Genomic DNA, 18,843 nt, shown 5'->3' on the forward strand with positions numbered 1-18,843 from the left:
GCATCTGGCGCCGACTGGGTCACTCGATTGATCTGATTTACGGATCATTTTATTCATAGAATCGACTTCTTCAATCAAAGCAAGTTCACTACACTGCCGGGATTCCTGGGAGAACCTATGCCGAATCCGACTGATCCGGGCATCCTGAGCCGGCCCGGTGCCGCGCATGCCGTGGTGGTGGGCGGCGGCACCATGGGCGCCGATGTCGCCGTGGTGCTGACCCGCGCGCTGTGCCGCACCACCGTGGTCGAGCCCGATGCCGGCCGTGCCGGCGCGCTGCCCGGGCGCGTGCGCGGCAACCTGGCGGCGATCGGCCGCGAGCAAGGCGCGGAGCAGCTTGCCGTGGCGGCCACGCTGGACCAGGTGGACTGGCCCTCGGTGGACCTGGTGATCGAGTGCATCCCGGAACAGCTGGACCTGAAGCAGGCGCTCTTTGCCGACCTGGTGCGGCGCGCGCGGCCCGATGCGGTGCTGGCCAGCAACAGCTCCAGCTTTCCGATCAGCGCCGTCGGTGCCGGCCTCGACACGCGTGCGCGCATGCTGGGGCTGCACTTCTTCATGCCCGCGCACCTGGTGCCGCTGGTGGAGGTGGTAATGGGCGATGCCAGCGACGAGGCCTGCGCCGACGCGCTGATCGCTTTCATGCGGCGCTGCGCGATGGTGCCGGTCAAGGTGCGCAAGGACCTGCCGGGCTTTCTTGCCAACCGTCTGCAGCACGCGCTGTCGCGCGAGGCCTTCAGCCTGATCGACCGCGGCATTGCCTCGCCGGAGGATGTCGATGCGGCGGTGCGCTTCGGCTTTGGCTTCCGTTTCCTGGCGGCGGGGCCGGTGCTGCAGCGCGACCACGCCGGCATCGATGTGCACGCGGCTGCCGGCGCCACCATGTACCCGACCTTCTGCAACGACGACCACCCGGCGCGCTGCCTGTCCGAGCGTGCCGCCGATGGCCGCCACGGCATGAAGCGCGGCGAAGGCTTCTACCAGTGGACCCCCGAAACCATTGCCGCCGAGCGCGCGCGCTATGACCACCTGCTGCGCGCCGGCCTGGCGCTGATTGCGCCCGAACTGCCCGAGATCCAGCCATGACCCAGAGCACACCCCAAGCCAATCCCAGCCGCGCGCCGCTGGCCGAGTCGCCGCTGATTGTTACGGTGGCGCCCAACGGCGCCTACAAGCGCGCCAGCGACCATCCCGCGGTGCCGCTGACCGCGGCGGCGCTGGCCGCCGAGGCGCGCGCCTGCCTGGATGCCGGCGCGGCCATGATGCACATGCATGTGCGCGATGCCGAGGGCCGCCATTCGCTCGATGCGCAGACCTACCGTGACGCGCTGGCGGCAGTGAAGCAGGCCGTCGGCGAGGCGCTGCTGGTGCAGGTGACCAGCGAGGCCGCCGGCGTGTACAAGGCTGCCGAGCAGATGGCCATGGTGCGCGAGCTGCGGCCCGAGGCGGTCTCGGTCGGCCTGCGTGAAGTCGCGGTGCCGGAGATCCCGGACAGCGAGCTGGCGGCGTTCTTCGCCTGGCTGGCGCGCGAGCGCGTGATGACGCAGGTGATCCTGTATGACGTGGCCGACGTGCAACGCTGGCAGTCGATGCGCGCGCGCGGCATGGTGCCGCCGGGCGCGTGGTCGGTGCTGTATGTGCTGGGACGCTATTCGGCGGGCCAGGTCTCGTCGCCGCACGACCTGCTGCCGTTCCTGCAGGCCGCTGGCGAGGCTGGCGATGCGCTGCCGTGGGCCATCTGCGCCTTCGGACGCGAGGAAAATGCCTGTGTGACCGCGGCCGCCGCGTTCGGCGGCCATGTGCGGGTGGGCTTTGAGAACAACCTGCTGCTGCGCGACGGCAGCCGCGCGCCCGGCAACCACGCGCTGGTGGCGCAAGCGGTGCAGGGCGGGCTGACGCTGGGCCGGCCCATTGCGGATGCGGCCGATGCGCGGCGCATCTACGCAGAGGTGCGCTGAGGCAAGGAGCCGGACGGGCCAGCGTCAGCCGCCGTCAGTGTAGCTGTCGCGCGGGGCGTTGGGGTTGTGCGCGCCGTCAGTGAAGGGGCTGCGGGTGCCAGTGGCGCCGTGGGAGCCGTCGGTGAACGGGCTGCGGGCGCTGGTGGCGCTGCGCGCGCCGTCGCTGAACGGATCGACGCTGCGCGGTGCGGCTTGCGCGGCGCCGGCAACGCCGGCAATAAGGGCGGTGGCGACAAAGACTTGCCTGAGTGCTTGCATGGATCGCTTCTCCGTAAGAGTGCCGGCCCGGGATGGGTGGCGGTGTGGCAAGTCTAGGCAGCGCGCCCCCACGCGAGCATGACCGGCGCATGACATTGCCGTCATCCCGCTGCGCAGGTCGGAGGCAAGCGCGCGGGAAGTGCGCGGCAATTGCCCGCGCTGGCATGAGAGAGCAGCGGGAGTGCCGACAAAAGCTGTAGAATCACGGCTGTCCGACCGGCCTGCGGTTCCATCGCCGGTTTTTCATTGCCCGCGGAAATGCAGCGGGCCTCTCACGAGAGTCATGTCCGAGTCTGATTCAGCCAAACTCGCTGCGGTGGCGTGGATCCGCGAGCAAATGGACCGTTATGCCCTGACGATCGACGATCTCGTCGCCGCGGGATGCTTCGACACGGTTTCCATTGCCGCGGCACAGCCTGCACAAGCCGACGTCGCGCCGTCTGCCGGGGCCGAAGCTGCCCGCGCTGTCGCTCCCAAAGCCGCTGCGGGCGCCCGCCCGCTCTATCGCAATGCCCTTGGCCAGAGCTGGGACGGGCAGGGCGAGTATCCCGACTGGCTGCAACGTGCCGTCAACGCCGGACAGTCGATCGACTTCTTCCGCGTCGAATAATGCGCGCCTGAACATGGCGCCTTGAAACAGCGCTTGACGCGATCGGGCTGAAGGCGCGCTCAGCAGCGCGCGGGCAGCAGCCGTACGACGGGCAGCAGCGGCAGGATGCCGGTGAACGCCGCCAGCGTCGCCATGGGCGCCGCGTGCGCCCAGTGCGCGAATACCTCCTCCGGCAGTTCCTGCAGCACCCCGGTGACGGTGGGCTGCGTTTCCTGCGGCGTGGCGACCGCGTCGGTGGCCTGCGGCGCATTGGCGTCGTGCAGGTGCAGCGGCTCCCCGCTGCCGCCGGGCTCGGCCATCACCTGCACCGCGCTGCCGCGGCAGGTCCCCTGGCCGGCGCCATCGAGCGCCGCTTCCGCTTCCAGCTTGGCCGCCACATGCCGCTCGGGCAGCGACAGGCCGGCCGCCTGCACCGCGCTGCACACCGTGGTTACTGCTGCCGCGGTACCGGAGGCAGGCAACGCAAGCAAGGCAAGAGACAGCAGCAGGCAGTTCGGCAGGCGTTTCATCGGGAGGGAACAGGCAGAATGGGGGCAATGCGGACGCGCACCAACGGCGGCGCCCGGGAGTGAGGGCGCATTTTACCGGGGTTTGCCCCTGTCATGATCCGGCATGGTGATGACATTTCTGCAATCTTTGCCCATTTGCCGTCATCCTCGGCTAGCGTTACGCCATGGCGGTGCTGGTGCCGCCGGAAAGTGACTGAATCATGCGCATCCTGATTGTCGAGGACGAACCTAAGGCAGGCGACTACCTGCACAAGGGCCTGACCGAATCCGGCTTCGTGGTGGACCTGGCGCGCGACGGCGCGGACGGCCTGGCCCATGCGCGCGAGCATCCCTATGACCTGATCGTGCTGGACGTGATGCTGCCGGGCCTGGACGGCTGGCAGGTGCTGCGCGAGCTGCGCCGCGAGCGCGACACTCCGGTGCTGTTCCTGACCGCGCGCGACGAACTGTCGGACCGCCTCAAGGGCCTGGAGCTCGGCGCCGACGACTACATGGTCAAGCCCTTTGCCTTTGCCGAGCTGGTGCTGCGCATCCGCACCATCCTGCGGCGTGGCCCGCTGCGCGAGAGCGAGTTCATTGAAGTGGCCGACCTGCAGATCGACGCGATCCGCCGCCGTGTGGTGCGCGCCGGCCAGAAGATCGACCTGACGTCCAAGGAGTTCGCGCTGCTGTACCTGCTGGCGCGCCGGCGCGGCGAGGTGCTGTCGCGCTCGCTGATCGCCTCGCAGGTGTGGGATGTCAATTTCGACAGCAACACCAATGTGGTCGATGTGTCGATCCGGCGCCTGCGCGCCAAGGTCGATGACCCGTTCCCGCGCAAGCTGATCCATACGCGCCGCGGCATGGGCTATGTGCTGGACGAAGGTGAGGACAGGGTGCGCCACGCATGATGCGGCTGCCGTCGTCGCTGACCACGCGGCTGGCGCTGGCGTACGGGCTGGCCACGGCGGCGATCCTGGTCACCGTGGCTGCCTACCTGTCGAGCGCGCTGTCGACCCAGCTGGAAGGGCGCGACGAAAGCGAGCTGGTCGGCGAGGTGCTGCTGGTGCGCCACTTGCTGCGCGAGGTACGCAGCGAGGCCGAGATCCGTGCCGATACGCACCGCTTTGCCGATATCGCGATGGGCCATGAGGGCCTGATCCTGGTGGTACGCACGCGCCAGGGCGAGCCGCTGGTCACGCTCAATCCGCGCAACGAGACCGTGCCGCCGCTGCGGGTGTTGCCCGCCACCACCCAGCCAGAGAAACGCCTGCTGCAGACCTGGCGTCCGAAGAACGGCGTGCCTTCGCGGGGGATTGCCGCGCTCGGCCAGCTGGGCGACTCGGACAAGGCGGTGGAGATCGTGGTGCTGCGCGACGCGGGCTATCGCGTGGCGCTGGTACGCGAGTACCGCCACCAGGTGCTGTGGGCCACGCTGTGCGGCGCGGCGGTGGCCGCGGGGCTGGGCCTGGTACTGGCGCGCCGCGCGCTGCGGCCGCTGCGGCGCATGGCTGCCGATGCTGCCGCAGTCACCACCAGCCGCCTCGCCACCCGGCTCGACGTGGGCCGCGCGCCGGCCGAACTGCGCGAGCTGGCGGGGGCGCTCAACGACATGCTGGCGCGGCTGCAGGACAGCTTTTCGCGGCTCTCGGAATTCTCGGCCGACCTGGCCCACGACTTCCGTACGCCGATCAGCAACCTGATCGGCCAGACCCAGGTCACGCTGGCGCAAAGCCGTGCGACGTCCGAGTACGAGGCGCTGCTTGAATCCAACCTGGAGGAGTACGAGCGCCTTGCGCGCATGATCGAAAACATGCTGTTCCTGGCGCGCGCCGACCATGCACAGGTGGCGCTGGACGTGCGCGCGCTGGACGCGCGCGAGGAGCTGGACAAGATGGCCGAGTACTTCGAGGCCGTGGCGGCTGACCGCGACGTCACGCTGACGGTCATCGGCTCCGCGCCGGTGCAGGCCGACCAGACGCTGCTGCGGCGCGCGGTCACCAACCTGCTGGACAACGCGCTGCGGCATGCTCCGGCGGGCAGCCTGGTGCAGGTCGACGTCGGACGCGCGCCGGCCGTGGCCGGCGCTGGCACCAGCATCCGCGTGAGCAACGCCGGGCCGGCAATTCCCCCGGAGACGCTGCCGCACATCTTCGGGCGCTTCTACCGGGCCGATCCGGCGCGGCGCAATTCGGCGGCGTCAACGGGGCTGGGGCTGGCCATCGTCGACACCATCATGCGGCTGCACGGCGGCGGTGTGACGGTTCGCAGCGTCGACGGCATGACCGTGTTCACGCTGCAGTTCCCCGCCGGGGCGGGCGCGGCCCCTGCGGTGCCATCCGCGACCAGCGTTGCCTGAGCCCGTCCGGCCACTTGCGCACGCCTGGCACGCGCGCATAATGGCGCGCGTGCCGGCCGCGCCCGTACCGGGGCGCCCGGCCATTTGCCATGCAATGCAACCCGATGGACAACCCACAAGGAGAGCGACATGCAAGTGCAACCCTATCTGGATTTCGGCGGCCGCTTCGATGAAGCCATGGCCTTCTACGGCAAAGTGCTGGGCGCGCAGGTCACGTTTGCCATGCGCTACAAGGACGCGCCGCAGGGCCAGGGGATGGAGGTTCCCGATGACTGGAAGGACAAGGTCATGCACGCCAATATCCAGCTCGGCGAGAACCAGGTGATGGCATCGGACGGCCGCCGTGGCGAGCGCCCGGCATTCAGCGGCTTCAGCCTGTCGGTGGGCGCGGTCGGCAAGGACGAAGGCCAGCGCATCTTCGACGGCCTGAGCGAAGGCGGCCAGGTCGTGGTGCCGTACCAGAAGACCTTCTGGGCCGAAGGCTTCGGCATGCTGGTGGACCGCTTCGGCATGTCGTGGATGGTCAACTGCGAGCATTGACCCGCCAGCGCCGCATGGCAGAAGTTGCTGCTGCCATGCCGCTTGACTCTGTAGCCACTACAGGGTCTTCAATGTCATCAGGTCAAACCAGCGGGAACAAAAAGATATGGCTCGCACGTCACCTGAAGACGCTCTTCCTCCCGATCACACCGCCCAGGCGCGCGATGGCGCCGGCCATCGGCATGGCGGCCACGATCACGAACATCACCCTCACGGCCACGGCCATGACCACGGCCATGATCATCACCATGGGCATGACCATGCGGACGCATCGCTCGCATCCCACGAGCCGGCGGCTGACGCCTGCTGCGGCGGCGGTTGCTCGTCCAGCATTGCGCTGGCGCCTGCGGCACCGGTCGACATCCCTGCGGGGGCCAGCACCACCGTCTGGCGCATCGACGCGATGGACTGCCCGACCGAGGAAACGCTGATCCGCAACAAGCTGGGCGGCATGGCGGGCGTGGCCGCGCTGGAATTCAACCTGATCCAGCGGGTGTTGACGGTGCACCACACGCTGCCGTCGCCGGAGCCGGTGGCCAGGGCGATCGAAAGCCTGGGTATGCAGCCGGTACCGCTGAGCCCCGAAGCCGCGCAGCAAGTGGTGCCGGAAACCGCCGCGCGCAAGCCCTGGTGGCCGCTCGCGCTGGCCGGCGTGGTCGCGGCGGGGGCCGAGGCGACGGAATGGCTGGGACTCGGGCTGCCGTGGCTGCCCGCGGTGCTGGCGCTGGTGGCGGTGGCGCTGGGCGGCCTGACCACCTACCGCAAGGGCTGGATCGCGCTGCGCAACGGCAACCTGAATATCAACGCGCTGATGAGCATCGCCGTCACTGGCGCGCTGCTGCTGCGCGAGTGGCCTGAAGCGGCGATGGTGATGGTGCTGTTCGCACTGGCCGAGCGCATCGAGGCGGCGTCGCTGGACCGGGCGCGCAATGCGATCCGGGGCCTGATGGCGATGGCGCCTGAACAGGCCACGGTGCGGCGTGCCGATGGCAACTGGGAGGCCGTGCCTGCCGCCGGCGTTGCCGTGGGCACACTGGTGCGGCTGCGGCCGGGCGAGCGCGTGGCGCTCGACGGCAAGGTCGTGCGCGGCCAGTCCACGCTGGACCAGGCGCCCATCACCGGCGAAAGCGTGCCGGTCGACAAGGCCGAAGGCGACGCGCTCTACGCCGGGTCGATCAACCAGTCCGGCGAACTTGAATACACCGTGACCGCACCCGCCAGCGATTCGACGCTGGCGCGCATCATCCACGCCGTGGAAGCCGCGCAAGGCAGCCGCGCGCCCACGCAGCGCTTTGTCGACCAGTTCGCGCGCATCTATACGCCCACGGTGTTTGCGATCGCCCTGGTGGTCGCGGTGGTGCCGCCGCTGGTGACCGGCGGCGGTTGGGTTGACTGGATCTACAAGGCGCTGGTGCTGCTCGTGATCGCCTGCCCGTGCGCGCTGGTGATCTCCACGCCGGTCACCATTGTCAGCGGCCTCGCCGAGGCCGCGCGGCGCGGCATCCTGGTCAAGGGCGGGGTGTACCTGGAGCAGGGCCGGCAACTGGCCTGGGTGGCGCTGGACAAGACCGGCACCATCACGCATGGCAAGCCGGCGCAGACCGACCATGCGCTGCTTGCCGACGATGCACCGCAGGCGCGCGCCATTGCCGCCAGCCTGGCGGCGCGCTCGGACCATCCGGTCTCGCGCGCGGTGGCCACGGCAGCCGTCGCCGACGGCATCGCCACGCTGCCGGTCGATGCGTTCGAGGCCTTGGCGGGGCGCGGCACGCGCGGGACGGTGCAGGGCGTGGAATACCGCCTGGGCAACCACCGCCTGGTGCACGAGATGGGCGCGTGCTCGCCGGCACTGGAGGCGCGCCTCGAAGCGCTCGAGCGCGAGGGCAAGACGGTGGTGCTGCTGGCACGCATGGACGCCAGGGGAGCGGCCACGGCGCTGGCGCTGTTTGCCGTGGCCGACACCGTGCGCGAAACCAGCCGGCTGGCCATTGCCGAACTGCATGAACTTGGCGTCAAGACGCTGATGCTGTCGGGCGATAACCCGCACACGGTTCAGGCCATCGCCGCGCAGGTCGGCATTGACGAGGCCCGCGGCAACCAGCTGCCGCAAGACAAGGCCGACGCGATCGCGGCACTGTCCGACGCCGCCCATGCGCGCGGCGGCCGCATCGGCATGGTGGGCGACGGCATCAACGACGCGCCGGCGCTGGCGCGTGCCGATGTCGGCTTCGCCATGGGCGCCGCCGGAACCGATACCGCCATCGAAACCGCCGACGTGGCGCTGATGGACGACGACCTGCGCAAGATCCCGGCCTTCGTGCGGCTGTCGCGCCGCACCTCCAGCATCCTCAAGCAGAATATCGCGCTGGCACTCGGCATCAAGGCCGTGTTCCTGGTGCTGACGGTGCTGGGGATGGGAACGATGTGGATGGCGGTGTTCGCCGATATGGGCGCGAGCCTGCTGGTGGTGTTCAACGGGCTGCGGGTGGGGGCGGGGCGGCGCGGAGGCTGACTTCCGCGCGCGGTTTGCTCCCTCTCCCGCAAGTGGGAGAGGGAGCACGCAATCGGCAATTTGGAAGCTCAGCGGTCGGAACTACCGTCAGCCCTGCGGCTGCACAATCAACTCCCCACTACGCCCGGGGATCTCTCCCCATGTCACCGGCTGCTCCGGCAGTCCCTGCCGGTCCAGCCCGCGATACCACGTCGCCATCGACACCAGCTCGTGCCCTTGCGCACGCCAGCCAGCCAGCAGCCGTTCAAACACGGGCGCCAGCTTGCCGCCTTCGAGCTCGGTGTGCAGCGTGAACACATGGTCGCGCGTGCCCTCGGTGAGCTTCAGCAGCGCGGTGTGGACGTTGTCCTCGGTCAGGTCGTCGGTGCCGATCAGTTCGTCCAGCGTCGGCAGCGTCGTCGGCATCTGCACGTGACGGCAGGGGACGCCATCGATGGTGGGGATGTAGGGCGCGGTGCCGCGTCCGTCGGACGCATAGGCCATGCCCCAGTCATCGATCTGCCGGAACGCATCTTCGTTCATCTGCCAGCCGGCCGCACCGTGCGTGGTGGGCGCTTCGCCGAAGATCTCGCGATAGCGGGCGAAGGCCTGCTGCATCTGCCGGCGGGTCCACGCGGCATCGCGCTCGCGCACATTGTCCTGCCAGTAGACATGGTCCCAGGTGTGGATGCCGCACTCATGGCCGGCCGCGCGCGCCGCGCGCATCTCGGCGGCGCCCTTGCGGCCGATATCCGGCCCCGGCAGCAGCACGCCATACATCAGCGTGCGCAAGCCGTAGTTGGAGACCACCGAGGTGCGCGACACCTTCTTCAGGAAGCCAGGCCGGAACACGCGCCGCAGCGCCCAGCCGGTATGGTCGGGCCCCAGGCTGAACAGGAAGGTGGCCTGTGCCTGCACGGCCGCCAGCATCGACAGCAGCCTGGGCACGCCTTCGCGCGTGCCGCGCAGCGTGTCGACGTCGACCTTCAGGGCAATGCGTGCCATCTGCGGTGCGCTCAGTTGGCCGAATCGACCAGCGTGCGGGCATCGCTCACGTGGCCGCGATACGCCTCGAAGATGCGGCGCAGCGCCGCTTCCATGCTGATCTCGGGCTTCCAGCCCAGTTCCTCGATGGTGTTGTCGATCTTCGGCACGCGGTGCTGCACGTCCTGGTAGCCCTTGCCGTAGAAGTCGCCCGACGAGGTCTCGACGATCTGCGACTTGCGCGCTTCTTCCGCGTATTCCGGATAGTCCGCGGCCATCGTCAGCATCATCTCGGCCAGCTCGCGCACCGAGTGGATATTGCCCGGGTTGCCGATGTTGTAGATCTTGCCGCTGGCCACGCCGTTGGGGTTCTCGATGATGCGCATCAGCGCGCTGATGCCGTCGGCGATATCGGCGAAGGCACGCTGCTGCGCGCCGCCGTCGACCAGCTTGATTGACTCGCCGCGCACGATATGGCCGAGGAACTGCGTCACCACGCGCGACGAGCCTTCCTTCGATTCGAAGATCGAGTCCAGCCCGGCGCCGATCCAGTTGAACGGGCGGAACAGGGTGTAGTTCAGGCCTTGCTCCATGCCGTAGGCGTGGATCACGCGGTCCATCAGCTGCTTGGAGCAGGCGTAGATCCAGCGCGGCTTGTTGATCGGGCCGTAGACCAGCGGCGAGGCCTCGGGATCGAATTCTTCGTCGCTGCACATGCCGTAGACCTCGGAGGTCGACGGGAACACCAGGTGCTTGCCGTACTTCACCGCGGCGCGCACGATCGGCAGGTTGGCCTCGAAGTCCAGCTCGAACACGCGCAGCGGCTGGCGCACGTAGGTGGCCGGGGTGGCGATGGCCACCAGCGGCAGCACCACGTCGCACTTGCGGATGTTGTACTCGATCCACTCCTTGTTGATGGTGATGTCACCTTCGAAGAAGTGCATGCGGGGGTGGTCGACGAGGTCGCCCAGGCGGTCCGACGACATGTCCATGCCATAGACTTCCCACGGCGTGGTTTCCAGGATGCGGCGCGTCAGGTGGTGGCCGATGAAGCCGTTGACGCCAAGAATCAGGACCTTTTTCATCGGTTTTCCTCGTTGGATGGTTCGGTTTGGATAAGTTGGGCGAAGGCGTCCGGCGTGAGTGCCGAACCGTCCTGCGCCAGCAATCGGGTAATGATGACCAGGCCGCCGTCGCCGCACAGCCCGACGATCCGCGCGTCGCGCACATGCAGGCCGGGCGCCGTGCCGGCGGGCAGCGCCAGCGCGGCATCCGCCTGGGGCCGGCGCGCCTGCGCCACGATGAAGCGGTGCCCGGCGAGATCGGTGAACGCGCCGGGATAGGGCGGCGCGACCGCCCGGATCAGGTTGTAGACCTCGGCGGCCGGGCGGCTCCAGTCGATGCGGCCGTCCTCGGGCTTGCGCCCGGAGAAGTAGCTGCCTTCGGCAAGCCGGTTGGGGTGCTGCGGCGTCTGTCCCGCGATCATCGCGGGCAGGGCGCGCCACAGCGTCTGTTCGGCCGCCACGGTGACTTTCTCGAACACTTCGCCGGCGGTATCGTCGGGCAGGATCGGCACGGCGGTCTGGTCAACGATATAGCCCGCGTCAGGCTTGGCTTCCATCGCGTGCAGCGTCGCGCCGGTCTCGGTCTCGCCGTGCAGCACCGCCCAGTTGACCGGCACGCGCCCGCGGTATTTCGGCAGCAGCGAGCCATGCATGTTGAAGGCGCCGCCCGGTGCCAGGGCCAGCACGCTCGCCGGGATCATGGCACGGTAGTAGAACGAGAAAATGACGTCCGGGCGCGCATCGCGCACAGCCTGGGCGATCGCGGGATCGGCCGGATCCTCGCCGTAGACGAAGGGAATGCCCAGCTCGGTGGCGGTGTCGGCCACGCGGCGGAACCAGATGTTCTCGTCGGGCCGGTCGCGGTGCGTGATCACCAGCGCCACCTCCACGCCGCGCGCATGCAGCACGCGCAGGCAGCGGTCGCCGACATTGTGGTAGCCAAAGACGACGGCGCGCATCATTGCTCCGAGCCTGCAGTGCTGGCGGCAGGCACGCCTGCGCGTGCCGGGTCGGCTTCCAGCACGGCCTTGATGCGGTAGCGCGGGCGGTCGCGCACTTCCTGGTAGATGCGGCCGACATACTCGCCGAGCAGCCCAAGGCCGAACAGCAGGATGCCGATCAGGAAGAAGTTCATGGCGAACAGCGTGAACACCCCCTGGACTTCCGAGCCGAGCACGAAGCGCCGCACCAGCAGCACCACGAACAACACGGCCGAGAACAGCGACAGCAATGTGCCGATGGCCGAGAACCACTGCAGCGGCACGATCGAGAAACCGGTCACCAGGTCGAAGTTCAGGCGGATCAGCTGGTACAGGGAATACTTGGATTCGCCTGCGTGGCGCTGTTCATGGCCGACTTCGATCTCGACCGGGTTGGAGGCGAAGGTGTACGCCAGCGCGGGGATGAAGGTGTTGACCTCGCGGCAGGCATTGATGGTGTCGATCACATTGCGGTCATAGGCGCGCAGCATGCAGCCCTGGTCCGTCATGCGGATCTTGGTGATGCGCTCGCGCAGGCGGTTCATCGCGCGCGAGGCATAGCGGCGGAACGCGGTGTCGTTGCGCTGGCGGCGGATGGTGCCCACATAGTCGTGGCCGGCGCGCATGGTCTCGACCAGGCGCGGGATTTCTTCCGGCGGGTTCTGCAGGTCGGCGTCCAGCGTGATCACGATCTTGCCGCGGGTATGCTCGAAGCCCGCCAGAATCGCCATGTGCTGGCCGAAGTTGCCATTGAACAGCACCACCCGGGTCACGTCCGGGCGCTTGTGGAACTGCGCCGCCAGCATCTGCGCGGAGCGGTCGACGCTGCCGTCGTTGATGAAGATGATCTCGTACGAGTCGCCCAGGCTATCCAGCGCCGGATAGAGACGGTCGAACAGGGCTTGCAGCCCGTCTTCTTCGTTGTAGACCGGAATGACGACCGAGACTTCGACCGGGCTCATTTGGAGAGACGTTTGCATGTTTCGCTGAGGATTGTGCAGACCCGCTCCACATCGGAGGCTTGCATCGCCGGGAACAGCGGCAGCGTGACGATGCCGCGCCCGATGCGTTCGGCGTGCGGCAGCATGCCTTCGCGCCAGCCGAGCGAGCGGTAGTAAGTGAAAAGATGGACAGGCGGGTAATGAACACCGGTGCCGATGCCGCGCTCGCGCATGGCTTCCATGACCAGCTGGCGCGCCTGGGCCGGGCCGCCTTGCAGGCGGTCGGTCGGCAGCACTACCTGGAACATGTGCCAGTTGGTGGTGGCGGCACGCGCATCGAGCGCTTGCGGCAGTTCGATGCCCAGTGCTTCCAGGCCGCTGTCGGCGGCGCAACGGAAGTAGGTTTCAGCCAGTTCGGCGCGGCGCGCGGTGATGGCGTCGAGCTTGCCCAGCTGCATCAGGCCGACCACGGCATTGACATCGGTCAGGTTGAACTTGCCGCCGGGCTCTTCGACATCCATGCCATCCATGCCGGTGCGGATCACGCCCTGCAGGCGCAGGCGCTCGGCGCGCACGGCTTCCTCGGGCGAGTTCATCACCAGGCAGCCGCCTTCGATGGTGGTGATGTTCTTGTTGGCCTGGAAGCTGAAGCTGACCAGGTCGCCGAAGGCGCCGATGCGCCGGCCGCGCCAGCGCGAGTCGATGGCCTGGGCGGCGTCTTCGATCACGCGCAGGCCGTGTTTCGCCGCCATGGCGTACAGCCGGTCCATGTCGACCGGAAGGCCGGACAGGTACACCGGCATGATGGCGCGTGTGCGCGGCGTGATCGCGGCCTCGACCGCATCGAGGTCGAGGTTGCGCGTGCGCGGATCAATGTCGACGAACACCGGCCGTGCCCCCACTGCCAGTACTACGTTGGCGGTGGCGACCCAGGTGATCGGCGTGGTAATGACTTCGTCCCCGGGGCCGATATCCGCGATGCGCAGCGCGATCTCCATGGTCGCCGAGCCGTTGGCGAAAGTGCGCACCGGGCGGCCGCCGAACAGCTCCGACAGCGCGGCTTCGAAGGCCTGCATCTTCGGGCCGGACGTGATCCAGCCCGAGGCCAGCACCTTGCCGACTTCGGCAATGGCGGCGGCGTCGATATCGGGCCGGACAAAGGGCAGGAACTCTGGTGCGGGTGCGGTCATGGCAAGGCGGTTAGGAGGCAGTGGATGTCAGTCCTGGCGAGGGGCGGGGGGGCTGTCAGGAGCGGGCGATCAGGAAGACGCCAGCCAGTATCAGCAGGATGCCAGCTACGCGCAAGGGGCCGATCATCTCACCAAACAGCCACCAGGCGGCCAGCGCGTTGACCACGTAGCCGAGCGACAGCATCGGGTAGGCGATCGACACGTCCACGCGCGACAGCCCCACGATCCACACGCCCACGCTGACCACATACAGCGTCAGCCCGGCCAGCACCGGCCATTGTGTCAGCACGCGCAGCGCCGTGAGGAGCAGCGTGCCGCGGTCCAGCGTGATCGCGCCGATGGCGTTGACGCCGGCCTTGAGCAACAGTTGCGCGGCCGCATTGAGCAGCACGCCGGTCAGGATGAAAGCAAAGGTGGAAAGCGTCATGGCGCTGCGGGTTACGGATTACTGTCCTTGGGGTTGTGCTTGCGGGGCCTGGCCCGGCAGCGTGAAATTGGCGACGGCCACGCGCCGGCGGTCACCGGCGATCTTGTGCATCGGCACGCCGCGCGCGGTCAGCGCCGCGTAGGTCTCCGGCGCCATGATCGCCACGGCGCGCTGGCCGTCCTGCCAGCGCGCGATAAAGCCATCGACGGTCGGAATCCACTTCTGCGGCTCCTGGCCCACGCCGAATTCCAGCTCGTCGGGATGCTCGACCAGGATGGTGGTCCGGCGCAGGTAGAACGGCAGCGTGTGGTCCAGCAGGCGCACACTATACAGCGGCATGTCAGGCGTCAACACGGCATTGATCGCAGGCACCAGGTCCACGCCGGAGCTCGGACGGCCCATGGCCTCATGGGCGCGCAGCGCTGTCGTGCAGCAGAGAAACATCGCCAGCGCATAGGCCACCACGCTGGGGAACACGCCCCGCGTGCGCAGCAGGCGGCGGGCCAGCAGCGCGCCGGCCAGCAGCACCGCGAAGGCAAGACCGAGCCACAGGGCAAATTCCCGATAGACCGCATTGGGCGTGCCCGGCTTGTCCATCATGCCGACGAAGGGGCACGCCAGCAGCCCGATCACGCCCAGCGCGATCATGGCGGTGACCTGCCAGCGCCAGGCGCGTTCGGTCGCGGTGTCCAGCGCCACGCCGGCCAGCAGCGCCAGCGCCGGGAAGATCGGCACGATATAGCCGGGCAGCTTGGAGGCAGACAGGCTGAAGAAGGCGAAGATCGCCACGGCCCACAACGCCGCCAGTAGGGCCGGCTGGAACGGGCGCGGCGAGGTGCCGCGCGCCACGCCGGCGCGCTCGCGCACCGCCTGCCACATTTGCGGGACCAGGCCCAGCCATGGCAGGAAGCCGGCCAGCAGCAACGGCACAAAATACCAGACCGACCCCTCGCGATGATGCACGTTCGAGGTATAGCGCTGCCAGTGCTCGTGGATAAAGAAGAAGCGCAGGAACTCGGGGTTGCGCTCGGACATCAGCCAGAACCACGGCACCGTCGCCAGCAGCATGACGACGATGCCGCCTAGCAGGTGAAGTCGGCGCCACAAACCAAAGTCGCGTGTCACCAGGGTATAGACCACCAGCACCAGTCCCGGCAACGCCAGTCCGACCAGGCCCTTGACCAGCACCGCCACGCCCATGGCTGCCCAGCAGGCCAGCATCCAGTTGCGGCGTTGCGCGCGCGTGGCATCCGGGTGCTGTGCCAGCAGCATGAAGGCCAGCACGCAGGCCATGGCGCCGGAAAGCGTCATGTCGAGCGAGTTGAAGTGCCCGGCGACGTTCCACATCGGCGCGGAGACCAGCACCAGGCCGGTCAGCATTGCCACGCGCTGGCCGTACCAGCGTGCCGCGGCCAGCATCGACACAGCCACGCCCAGCATGCCGGACAAGGCCACGCACAGCCGCGCCTGCCAGTCGCCAACGCCGAACAGCGTATATGCCAGCGCCGTGATCCACAGGTGGAAGGGCGGTTTCTCGAAATACTTGAGTTCGTGGTAGCGGATCGTCACCCAGTCGCCGGTGGCGAACATCTCGCGGGCAATCTCGGCGTAGCGGCCTTCATCGGAGCGCAGCAGGTGGCGCATGTCGAGGGTACCAAACCAGACCAGCAGGATAAGCAGGCTGACCAGCACAATAGTACTGGTGGTGGTTCCGACGGACAGCGCGGTAACCCGCGAGGTCGATGAACTACGCATAGATCTCCTGGAAAAGCGCAACGAATCAATGGCCCTGCGTGGCGCGCGGTGACAGGGAAGACATCACAACGCAGGGCCGTGCGTAACCGTGGACGCCAGGGAGAACACCGGGTCAGGCAACTCGCCCCGGCCGCCTGGGGGCAGCCCGGCGCCTGGGACGCCACAACCGCCGGAATACGCGAGGCGGGCAATGGTAGCACGACGGCCACGGAACCCCGCCGGCTGGCGGGCGGGCTGAACCCTGTCAGCGCGGGGAAAAAAGCCCGGTCACACGTGCAACAAAAACGCGATAATTTCAGTGACCAGGCCGTCGCCTGGCGGGCCGGGCGCTGATCGGGGGCGCCTGGACATTCTAGACGGGGATCCATGTGAAGACAAAGGCGCAGCAAATCTGGCTGGCGGGTCTGGTGGCAGGCGCGGCGCTGGCGTGGGCGCAACCGGCCGGTGCGCAGGGCGCGGCCACGCTGCCGGGCGCCAGTGGGGTGGCGCAGGCGGCGGCGGGCCAGGCACAGGCCGCGGCTGCGGCGGCGCTGTGCAATGCGCCCTGGTTCCGTTCCGGCTCGCATGTGCAGATGGAGGGCGATGGCGTGATGCCGATGTCGATCACCATGACCCTGCGCGGCGTGGTGCGCAGCCCGACCGGGTGCCGCGCCCAGCTGGAGATCAATTCCAAGACGGCATTGTCGGCATTGATGGGGCCGCCGGTGATCACCAACCAGGTCCACGAGGTGGTGATCGACCGCAGTGCGCCCAACGCGCAGACCAGCATCGAAAGCCAGCATGCCATCGTCAACGCCCGCGCCCGCTATGCGCGCATGTATGGCGAGGCGGCGTTCCGCGGCATGGGCGTCTTCAACTATGCCGGCATGGACCTGCGCGAAGGCACCGCGATTGAAGGCGAGACCTTCGAATCCAGCGTCTCGCTGAAGGTCTACCCGCTGGGATCCGACGATGCGGTCAGCACCATGCGCGCGCAGCATGCGTCGATCCATATCGGGTCGCGCCACGTCGGCAAGCGCCAGATGATCGATACCGTGATGGGGCGCAAGGAATGCCTGCCGGTCACCTACGAGAAGCGCACCTCGCTGGGACCGCTGCTGGTCGGCCCGGAGGTGGTGCAGGTGGAGCCCACCGTGATGCACGTGACCGACTGGTACTGCCCGGCCGAGGCCTTCGTGCTGCGCACCGAGGTACGCCAGGGCGACAAGGTGCAGCGCATCGATGTCACCGCGTTGCAGAGCGACACCCAGGCGCCGTAAGCTGCCCCCGCCTGACGCAAAAAAACCCGCCGAGGCGGGTTTTTTTGCGTCAGGCCAGTGCCGTTCAGCTGGCAGCCGGCGCCGAAGCGGCTTTCTTCTTGCTCTTCTTCTTGCCGGACTTCTTGGCCGGCTTCTTCTCCGCAGCCGGCGCGGAAGCGTCGGTCAGTTCGCTGCGGGTGCTCTTGTTCGCGCCCTGGCTGTACGGGTCGAACTTGTCGCCGGCCTTGGCCCCCTGGGTGTACGGGTCGAATTTCTCGCCCGACTTGGCGCCCTGGGTATAGGGATCGAACTGCTTCTTGCCGCCGGTTTGCGCCTGAACGGCCAGCGAAGCGGCGCCGAGGCAGAGTGCGATCGCGGTCGCGACGAACTTGTTCATGATTTCTCCTGAAAAATGCCGCCGTCGGGCGGTCGTGTATTCGGCCTGCCCTTCGCAGGGATGGCTTGGGGCAGTGTCGCCAACATCATTCACGATTGTCAACTCGGGGCTTGCCCGGTAGCGCGATCTCATGGAAACCCTGAATTGCGGTCCTGGCGCGATTGCGCTTGGAGCCGCGGGGGTGCCTGATTCGCTTATTCCGTGACGGCGTCCGACGGGTGCTTCCAGGCCGCGCGGACCTCGCCCGAGGGCGCCAGCGCGAGATTGATGGCGCGGCTGCCGATCGGCTGCTGGAACCAGCGCTTCTGCAGCGCAATGACGTCGGGGCCGGCAAAGGCCGTGGCCAGGGTCTGATCGACCAGCCGCTTCCATTCCGGATCGGCCTTCGACAGCATCAGCGCGTTCTGCTCCACCGACAGCGCCGGGCCCACGATCACGTACTGCGAGGGATCCTTGGCGCGGGCGCGCAGCCCCGCCAGCAGCACGTCATCCATCACAAAGGCCTGGGCGCGGCCCGATTCCAGCAGCAGGAACGATTCGCCGTGGTCCTTGGCGTAGACGTCGTGATAACCGTACTGGCCCTTGAACCGGCGCACATGGCGGTCGCCGGTCGATCCGGCGCTGGTGACCACGGTCTTGCCGCGCAGATCCCCGAATGAGCGGATACCCGAGTCGGCGCGCACCAGCATGCGCACCGTCGATACATAGTGCGAGACGCTGAAGGCAACCTGCTTCTGGCGTTCGAGCGAGTTGGTATTGGGCGCGCAATCCAGGTCCACCAGGCCATTGACCACTGCGGGGATGCGGTTCTGCGGCGTGAGCGGCATCCAGCGCACCTTCAGGTCTTTCAGGCCCAGCTGCTGGCGCGCCGCCTCGGCCGCGCGCAGGCACAGGTCGACGGCATAGCCGGCGGGCTGGCCCTTGTCGTCGGCAAACGAGAACGGCAATGCCGATTCACGGTAGCCCAGCACGATGGTGCCGGACTCGCGGATCTTGTCGAGGACCGGGCTCTGGGCGTGGGCCGCCGCCGGCGCGAGCGCGGTGGCGCAGAAGACGGCGAAGGCGACAGACGCCAGCGAACGGCGGGCGCGCAGAAGTCGGGCGGACAGGGCAGGCAGGGCAAAGGCAGACATGCGGGGGGGACCGGGAAGCGGCCAGCAATG

The 18,843-nt window shown here is 68.1% G+C and carries 20 protein-coding genes; 8 read left to right on the forward strand and 12 right to left on the reverse strand.

The genetic code is table 11. The annotated features are described in order from the left end of the window. Window positions 1–117: 117 nt before the first annotated feature. Window positions 118–1,086 (forward strand): 3-hydroxyacyl-CoA dehydrogenase family protein, encoded by a 969-nt coding sequence (locus ACZ5MJ_RS30630; protein WP_464224770.1) that lies wholly within the window; start codon window positions 118–120, stop codon window positions 1,084–1,086. Next, on the forward strand, window positions 1,083–1,958 hold the full coding sequence (locus tag ACZ5MJ_RS30635; protein ID WP_464224771.1) for a beta-keto acid cleavage family enzyme: 876 nt from the start codon (window positions 1,083–1,085) through the stop codon (window positions 1,956–1,958). The genes ACZ5MJ_RS30630 and ACZ5MJ_RS30635 overlap by 4 nt, the downstream gene beginning before the upstream one ends. Before the next feature lie 24 nt (window positions 1,959–1,982). Here ACZ5MJ_RS30635 and ACZ5MJ_RS30640 read toward each other — a convergent pair whose 3' ends face one another. Beyond that, entirely contained in the window at window positions 1,983–2,216 is a 234-nt protein-coding gene (locus ACZ5MJ_RS30640) for a hydroxyquinol 1,2-dioxygenase (protein WP_464224772.1), read from the reverse strand. Between the two features lie 283 nt (window positions 2,217–2,499). Here ACZ5MJ_RS30640 and ACZ5MJ_RS30645 point away from each other — a divergent pair, with 283 nt between their 5' ends. Continuing rightward, the gene (locus tag ACZ5MJ_RS30645) at window positions 2,500–2,826 is read left to right on the forward strand and encodes an H-NS family nucleoid-associated regulatory protein (protein WP_464224773.1); all 327 of its coding nucleotides are present in this window, start codon (window positions 2,500–2,502) and stop codon (window positions 2,824–2,826) included. 59 nt (window positions 2,827–2,885) lie between these two features. Here ACZ5MJ_RS30645 and ACZ5MJ_RS30650 read toward each other — a convergent pair whose 3' ends face one another. Continuing rightward, a complete protein-coding gene (locus tag ACZ5MJ_RS30650) occupies window positions 2,886–3,335 on the reverse strand; it encodes a hypothetical protein (protein ID WP_464224774.1) in 450 nt (149 codons plus the stop codon). Window positions 3,336–3,535: 200 nt separating this feature from the next. Here ACZ5MJ_RS30650 and ACZ5MJ_RS30655 point away from each other — a divergent pair, with 200 nt between their 5' ends. The 3 genes from ACZ5MJ_RS30655 to ACZ5MJ_RS30665 all read left to right on the forward strand — a co-directional run bounded on the left by ACZ5MJ_RS30655 (window position 3,536) and on the right by ACZ5MJ_RS30665 (window position 6,213). Then, window positions 3,536–4,225 (forward strand): heavy metal response regulator transcription factor, encoded by a 690-nt coding sequence (locus tag ACZ5MJ_RS30655; RefSeq protein WP_464224775.1) that lies wholly within the window; start codon window positions 3,536–3,538, stop codon window positions 4,223–4,225. Next, a complete protein-coding gene (locus tag ACZ5MJ_RS30660) occupies window positions 4,222–5,673 on the forward strand; it encodes a heavy metal sensor histidine kinase (RefSeq protein WP_464224777.1) in 1,452 nt (483 codons plus the stop codon). Before ACZ5MJ_RS30655 ends, ACZ5MJ_RS30660 begins: the two co-directional genes overlap by 4 nt. Before the next feature lie 129 nt (window positions 5,674–5,802). Next, window positions 5,803–6,213, forward strand: a complete 411-nt coding sequence (locus ACZ5MJ_RS30665) for a VOC family protein (RefSeq protein ID WP_464224778.1) — start codon at window positions 5,803–5,805, stop codon at window positions 6,211–6,213. Between the two features lie 118 nt (window positions 6,214–6,331). Here ACZ5MJ_RS30665 and ACZ5MJ_RS30670 read toward each other — a convergent pair whose 3' ends face one another. After that, window positions 6,332–6,475: a hypothetical protein gene (locus ACZ5MJ_RS30670; protein ID WP_464224780.1), complete on the reverse strand. Its 144-nt coding sequence runs from the start codon at window positions 6,473–6,475 to the stop codon at window positions 6,332–6,334. Between the two features lie 141 nt (window positions 6,476–6,616). Between ACZ5MJ_RS30670 and ACZ5MJ_RS30675 the strand changes: the two genes are divergently transcribed. Beyond that, window positions 6,617–8,725: a heavy metal translocating P-type ATPase gene (locus tag ACZ5MJ_RS30675; protein ID WP_464224781.1), complete on the forward strand. Its 2,109-nt coding sequence runs from the start codon at window positions 6,617–6,619 to the stop codon at window positions 8,723–8,725. Window positions 8,726–8,812: 87 nt separating this feature from the next. Here the strand turns inward: ACZ5MJ_RS30675 and ACZ5MJ_RS30680 are convergent, their stop codons facing one another. From ACZ5MJ_RS30680 to ACZ5MJ_RS30710, 7 genes are read right to left on the reverse strand one after another with little or no spacing between them, the layout of a single operon-like run. Then, complete coding sequence (locus ACZ5MJ_RS30680) at window positions 8,813–9,709, reverse strand: polysaccharide deacetylase family protein (RefSeq protein WP_464224782.1); 897 nt, start codon at window positions 9,707–9,709, stop codon at window positions 8,813–8,815. 11 nt (window positions 9,710–9,720) lie between these two features. After that, window positions 9,721–10,773 carry a bifunctional UDP-4-keto-pentose/UDP-xylose synthase gene (locus tag ACZ5MJ_RS30685; protein WP_464224783.1) on the reverse strand — a complete coding sequence of 351 codons (1,053 nt, stop codon included), beginning with the start codon at window positions 10,771–10,773 and terminating at the stop codon, window positions 9,721–9,723. Next, a complete protein-coding gene (locus ACZ5MJ_RS30690) occupies window positions 10,770–11,711 on the reverse strand; it encodes a formyltransferase (RefSeq protein WP_464226654.1) in 942 nt (313 codons plus the stop codon). Before ACZ5MJ_RS30690 ends, ACZ5MJ_RS30685 begins: the two co-directional genes overlap by 4 nt. Next, complete coding sequence (locus ACZ5MJ_RS30695) at window positions 11,711–12,712, reverse strand: glycosyltransferase (protein ID WP_464224784.1); 1,002 nt, start codon at window positions 12,710–12,712, stop codon at window positions 11,711–11,713. Before ACZ5MJ_RS30695 ends, ACZ5MJ_RS30690 begins: the two co-directional genes overlap by 1 nt. Continuing rightward, window positions 12,691–13,863 carry a DegT/DnrJ/EryC1/StrS family aminotransferase gene (locus tag ACZ5MJ_RS30700; protein ID WP_464224785.1) on the reverse strand — a complete coding sequence of 391 codons (1,173 nt, stop codon included), beginning with the start codon at window positions 13,861–13,863 and terminating at the stop codon, window positions 12,691–12,693. Before ACZ5MJ_RS30700 ends, ACZ5MJ_RS30695 begins: the two co-directional genes overlap by 22 nt. A 55-nt stretch (window positions 13,864–13,918) precedes the next feature. Beyond that, the gene (locus ACZ5MJ_RS30705; protein ID WP_432260753.1) at window positions 13,919–14,290 is read right to left on the reverse strand and encodes an EamA family transporter; all 372 of its coding nucleotides are present in this window, start codon (window positions 14,288–14,290) and stop codon (window positions 13,919–13,921) included. Window positions 14,291–14,308: 18 nt separating this feature from the next. Beyond that, the gene (locus ACZ5MJ_RS30710) at window positions 14,309–16,045 is read right to left on the reverse strand and encodes a glycosyltransferase family 39 protein (RefSeq protein WP_464224786.1); all 1,737 of its coding nucleotides are present in this window, start codon (window positions 16,043–16,045) and stop codon (window positions 14,309–14,311) included. A gap of 368 nt (window positions 16,046–16,413) precedes the next feature. Between ACZ5MJ_RS30710 and ACZ5MJ_RS30715 the strand changes: the two genes are divergently transcribed. Further along, the gene (locus tag ACZ5MJ_RS30715; protein WP_464224787.1) at window positions 16,414–17,304 is read left to right on the forward strand and encodes a hypothetical protein; all 891 of its coding nucleotides are present in this window, start codon (window positions 16,414–16,416) and stop codon (window positions 17,302–17,304) included. Between the two features lie 64 nt (window positions 17,305–17,368). Here the strand turns inward: ACZ5MJ_RS30715 and ACZ5MJ_RS30720 are convergent, their stop codons facing one another. Together ACZ5MJ_RS30720 and ACZ5MJ_RS30725 are read right to left on the reverse strand one after the other, a co-directional pair. After that, window positions 17,369–17,680 (reverse strand): amino acid ABC transporter permease, encoded by a 312-nt coding sequence (locus tag ACZ5MJ_RS30720; protein WP_464224788.1) that lies wholly within the window; start codon window positions 17,678–17,680, stop codon window positions 17,369–17,371. A 194-nt stretch (window positions 17,681–17,874) separates the two neighbouring features. Further along, window positions 17,875–18,813, reverse strand: coding sequence for an amino acid ABC transporter substrate-binding protein (locus ACZ5MJ_RS30725; protein ID WP_464224789.1), 939 nt, complete (start codon window positions 18,811–18,813; stop codon window positions 17,875–17,877). Between the last annotated feature and the right edge of the window lie 30 nt (window positions 18,814–18,843).

The organism is Cupriavidus sp. LA-1 (assembly GCF_055385985.1).

Bases quoted from the DNA above. Each gene is read 5' to 3' on its own strand.
- ACZ5MJ_RS30680 (WP_464224782.1), bottom strand. From the start codon at position 9,709: ATGGCACGCATTGCCCTGAAGGTCGACGTCGACACGCTGCGCGGCACG.
- ACZ5MJ_RS30705 (WP_432260753.1), bottom strand. From the start codon at position 14,290: ATGACGCTTTCCACCTTTGCTTTCATCCTGACCGGCGTGCTGCTCAAT.
- ACZ5MJ_RS30665 (WP_464224778.1), top strand. From the start codon at position 5,803: ATGCAAGTGCAACCCTATCTGGATTTCGGCGGCCGCTTCGATGAAGCC.
- ACZ5MJ_RS30630 (WP_464224770.1), top strand. From the start codon at position 118: ATGCCGAATCCGACTGATCCGGGCATCCTGAGCCGGCCCGGTGCCGCG.
- ACZ5MJ_RS30685 (WP_464224783.1), bottom strand. From the start codon at position 10,773: ATGAAAAAGGTCCTGATTCTTGGCGTCAACGGCTTCATCGGCCACCAC.
- ACZ5MJ_RS30670 (WP_464224780.1), bottom strand. From the start codon at position 6,475: ATGGTCATGCCCATGGTGATGATCATGGCCGTGGTCATGGCCGTGGCC.
- ACZ5MJ_RS30725 (WP_464224789.1), bottom strand. From the start codon at position 18,813: ATGTCTGCCTTTGCCCTGCCTGCCCTGTCCGCCCGACTTCTGCGCGCC.
- ACZ5MJ_RS30660 (WP_464224777.1), top strand. From the start codon at position 4,222: ATGATGCGGCTGCCGTCGTCGCTGACCACGCGGCTGGCGCTGGCGTAC.
- ACZ5MJ_RS30640 (WP_464224772.1), bottom strand. From the start codon at position 2,216: ATGCAAGCACTCAGGCAAGTCTTTGTCGCCACCGCCCTTATTGCCGGC.
- ACZ5MJ_RS30655 (WP_464224775.1), top strand. From the start codon at position 3,536: ATGCGCATCCTGATTGTCGAGGACGAACCTAAGGCAGGCGACTACCTG.
- ACZ5MJ_RS30700 (WP_464224785.1), bottom strand. From the start codon at position 13,863: ATGACCGCACCCGCACCAGAGTTCCTGCCCTTTGTCCGGCCCGATATC.
- ACZ5MJ_RS30645 (WP_464224773.1), top strand. From the start codon at position 2,500: ATGTCCGAGTCTGATTCAGCCAAACTCGCTGCGGTGGCGTGGATCCGC.
- ACZ5MJ_RS30690 (WP_464226654.1), bottom strand. From the start codon at position 11,711: ATGCGCGCCGTCGTCTTTGGCTACCACAATGTCGGCGACCGCTGCCTG.
- ACZ5MJ_RS30650 (WP_464224774.1), bottom strand. From the start codon at position 3,335: ATGAAACGCCTGCCGAACTGCCTGCTGCTGTCTCTTGCCTTGCTTGCG.
- ACZ5MJ_RS30675 (WP_464224781.1), top strand. From the start codon at position 6,617: ATGGACTGCCCGACCGAGGAAACGCTGATCCGCAACAAGCTGGGCGGC.
- ACZ5MJ_RS30695 (WP_464224784.1), bottom strand. From the start codon at position 12,712: ATGCAAACGTCTCTCCAAATGAGCCCGGTCGAAGTCTCGGTCGTCATT.
- ACZ5MJ_RS30710 (WP_464224786.1), bottom strand. From the start codon at position 16,045: ATGCGTAGTTCATCGACCTCGCGGGTTACCGCGCTGTCCGTCGGAACC.
- ACZ5MJ_RS30635 (WP_464224771.1), top strand. From the start codon at position 1,083: ATGACCCAGAGCACACCCCAAGCCAATCCCAGCCGCGCGCCGCTGGCC.
- ACZ5MJ_RS30720 (WP_464224788.1), bottom strand. From the start codon at position 17,680: ATGAACAAGTTCGTCGCGACCGCGATCGCACTCTGCCTCGGCGCCGCT.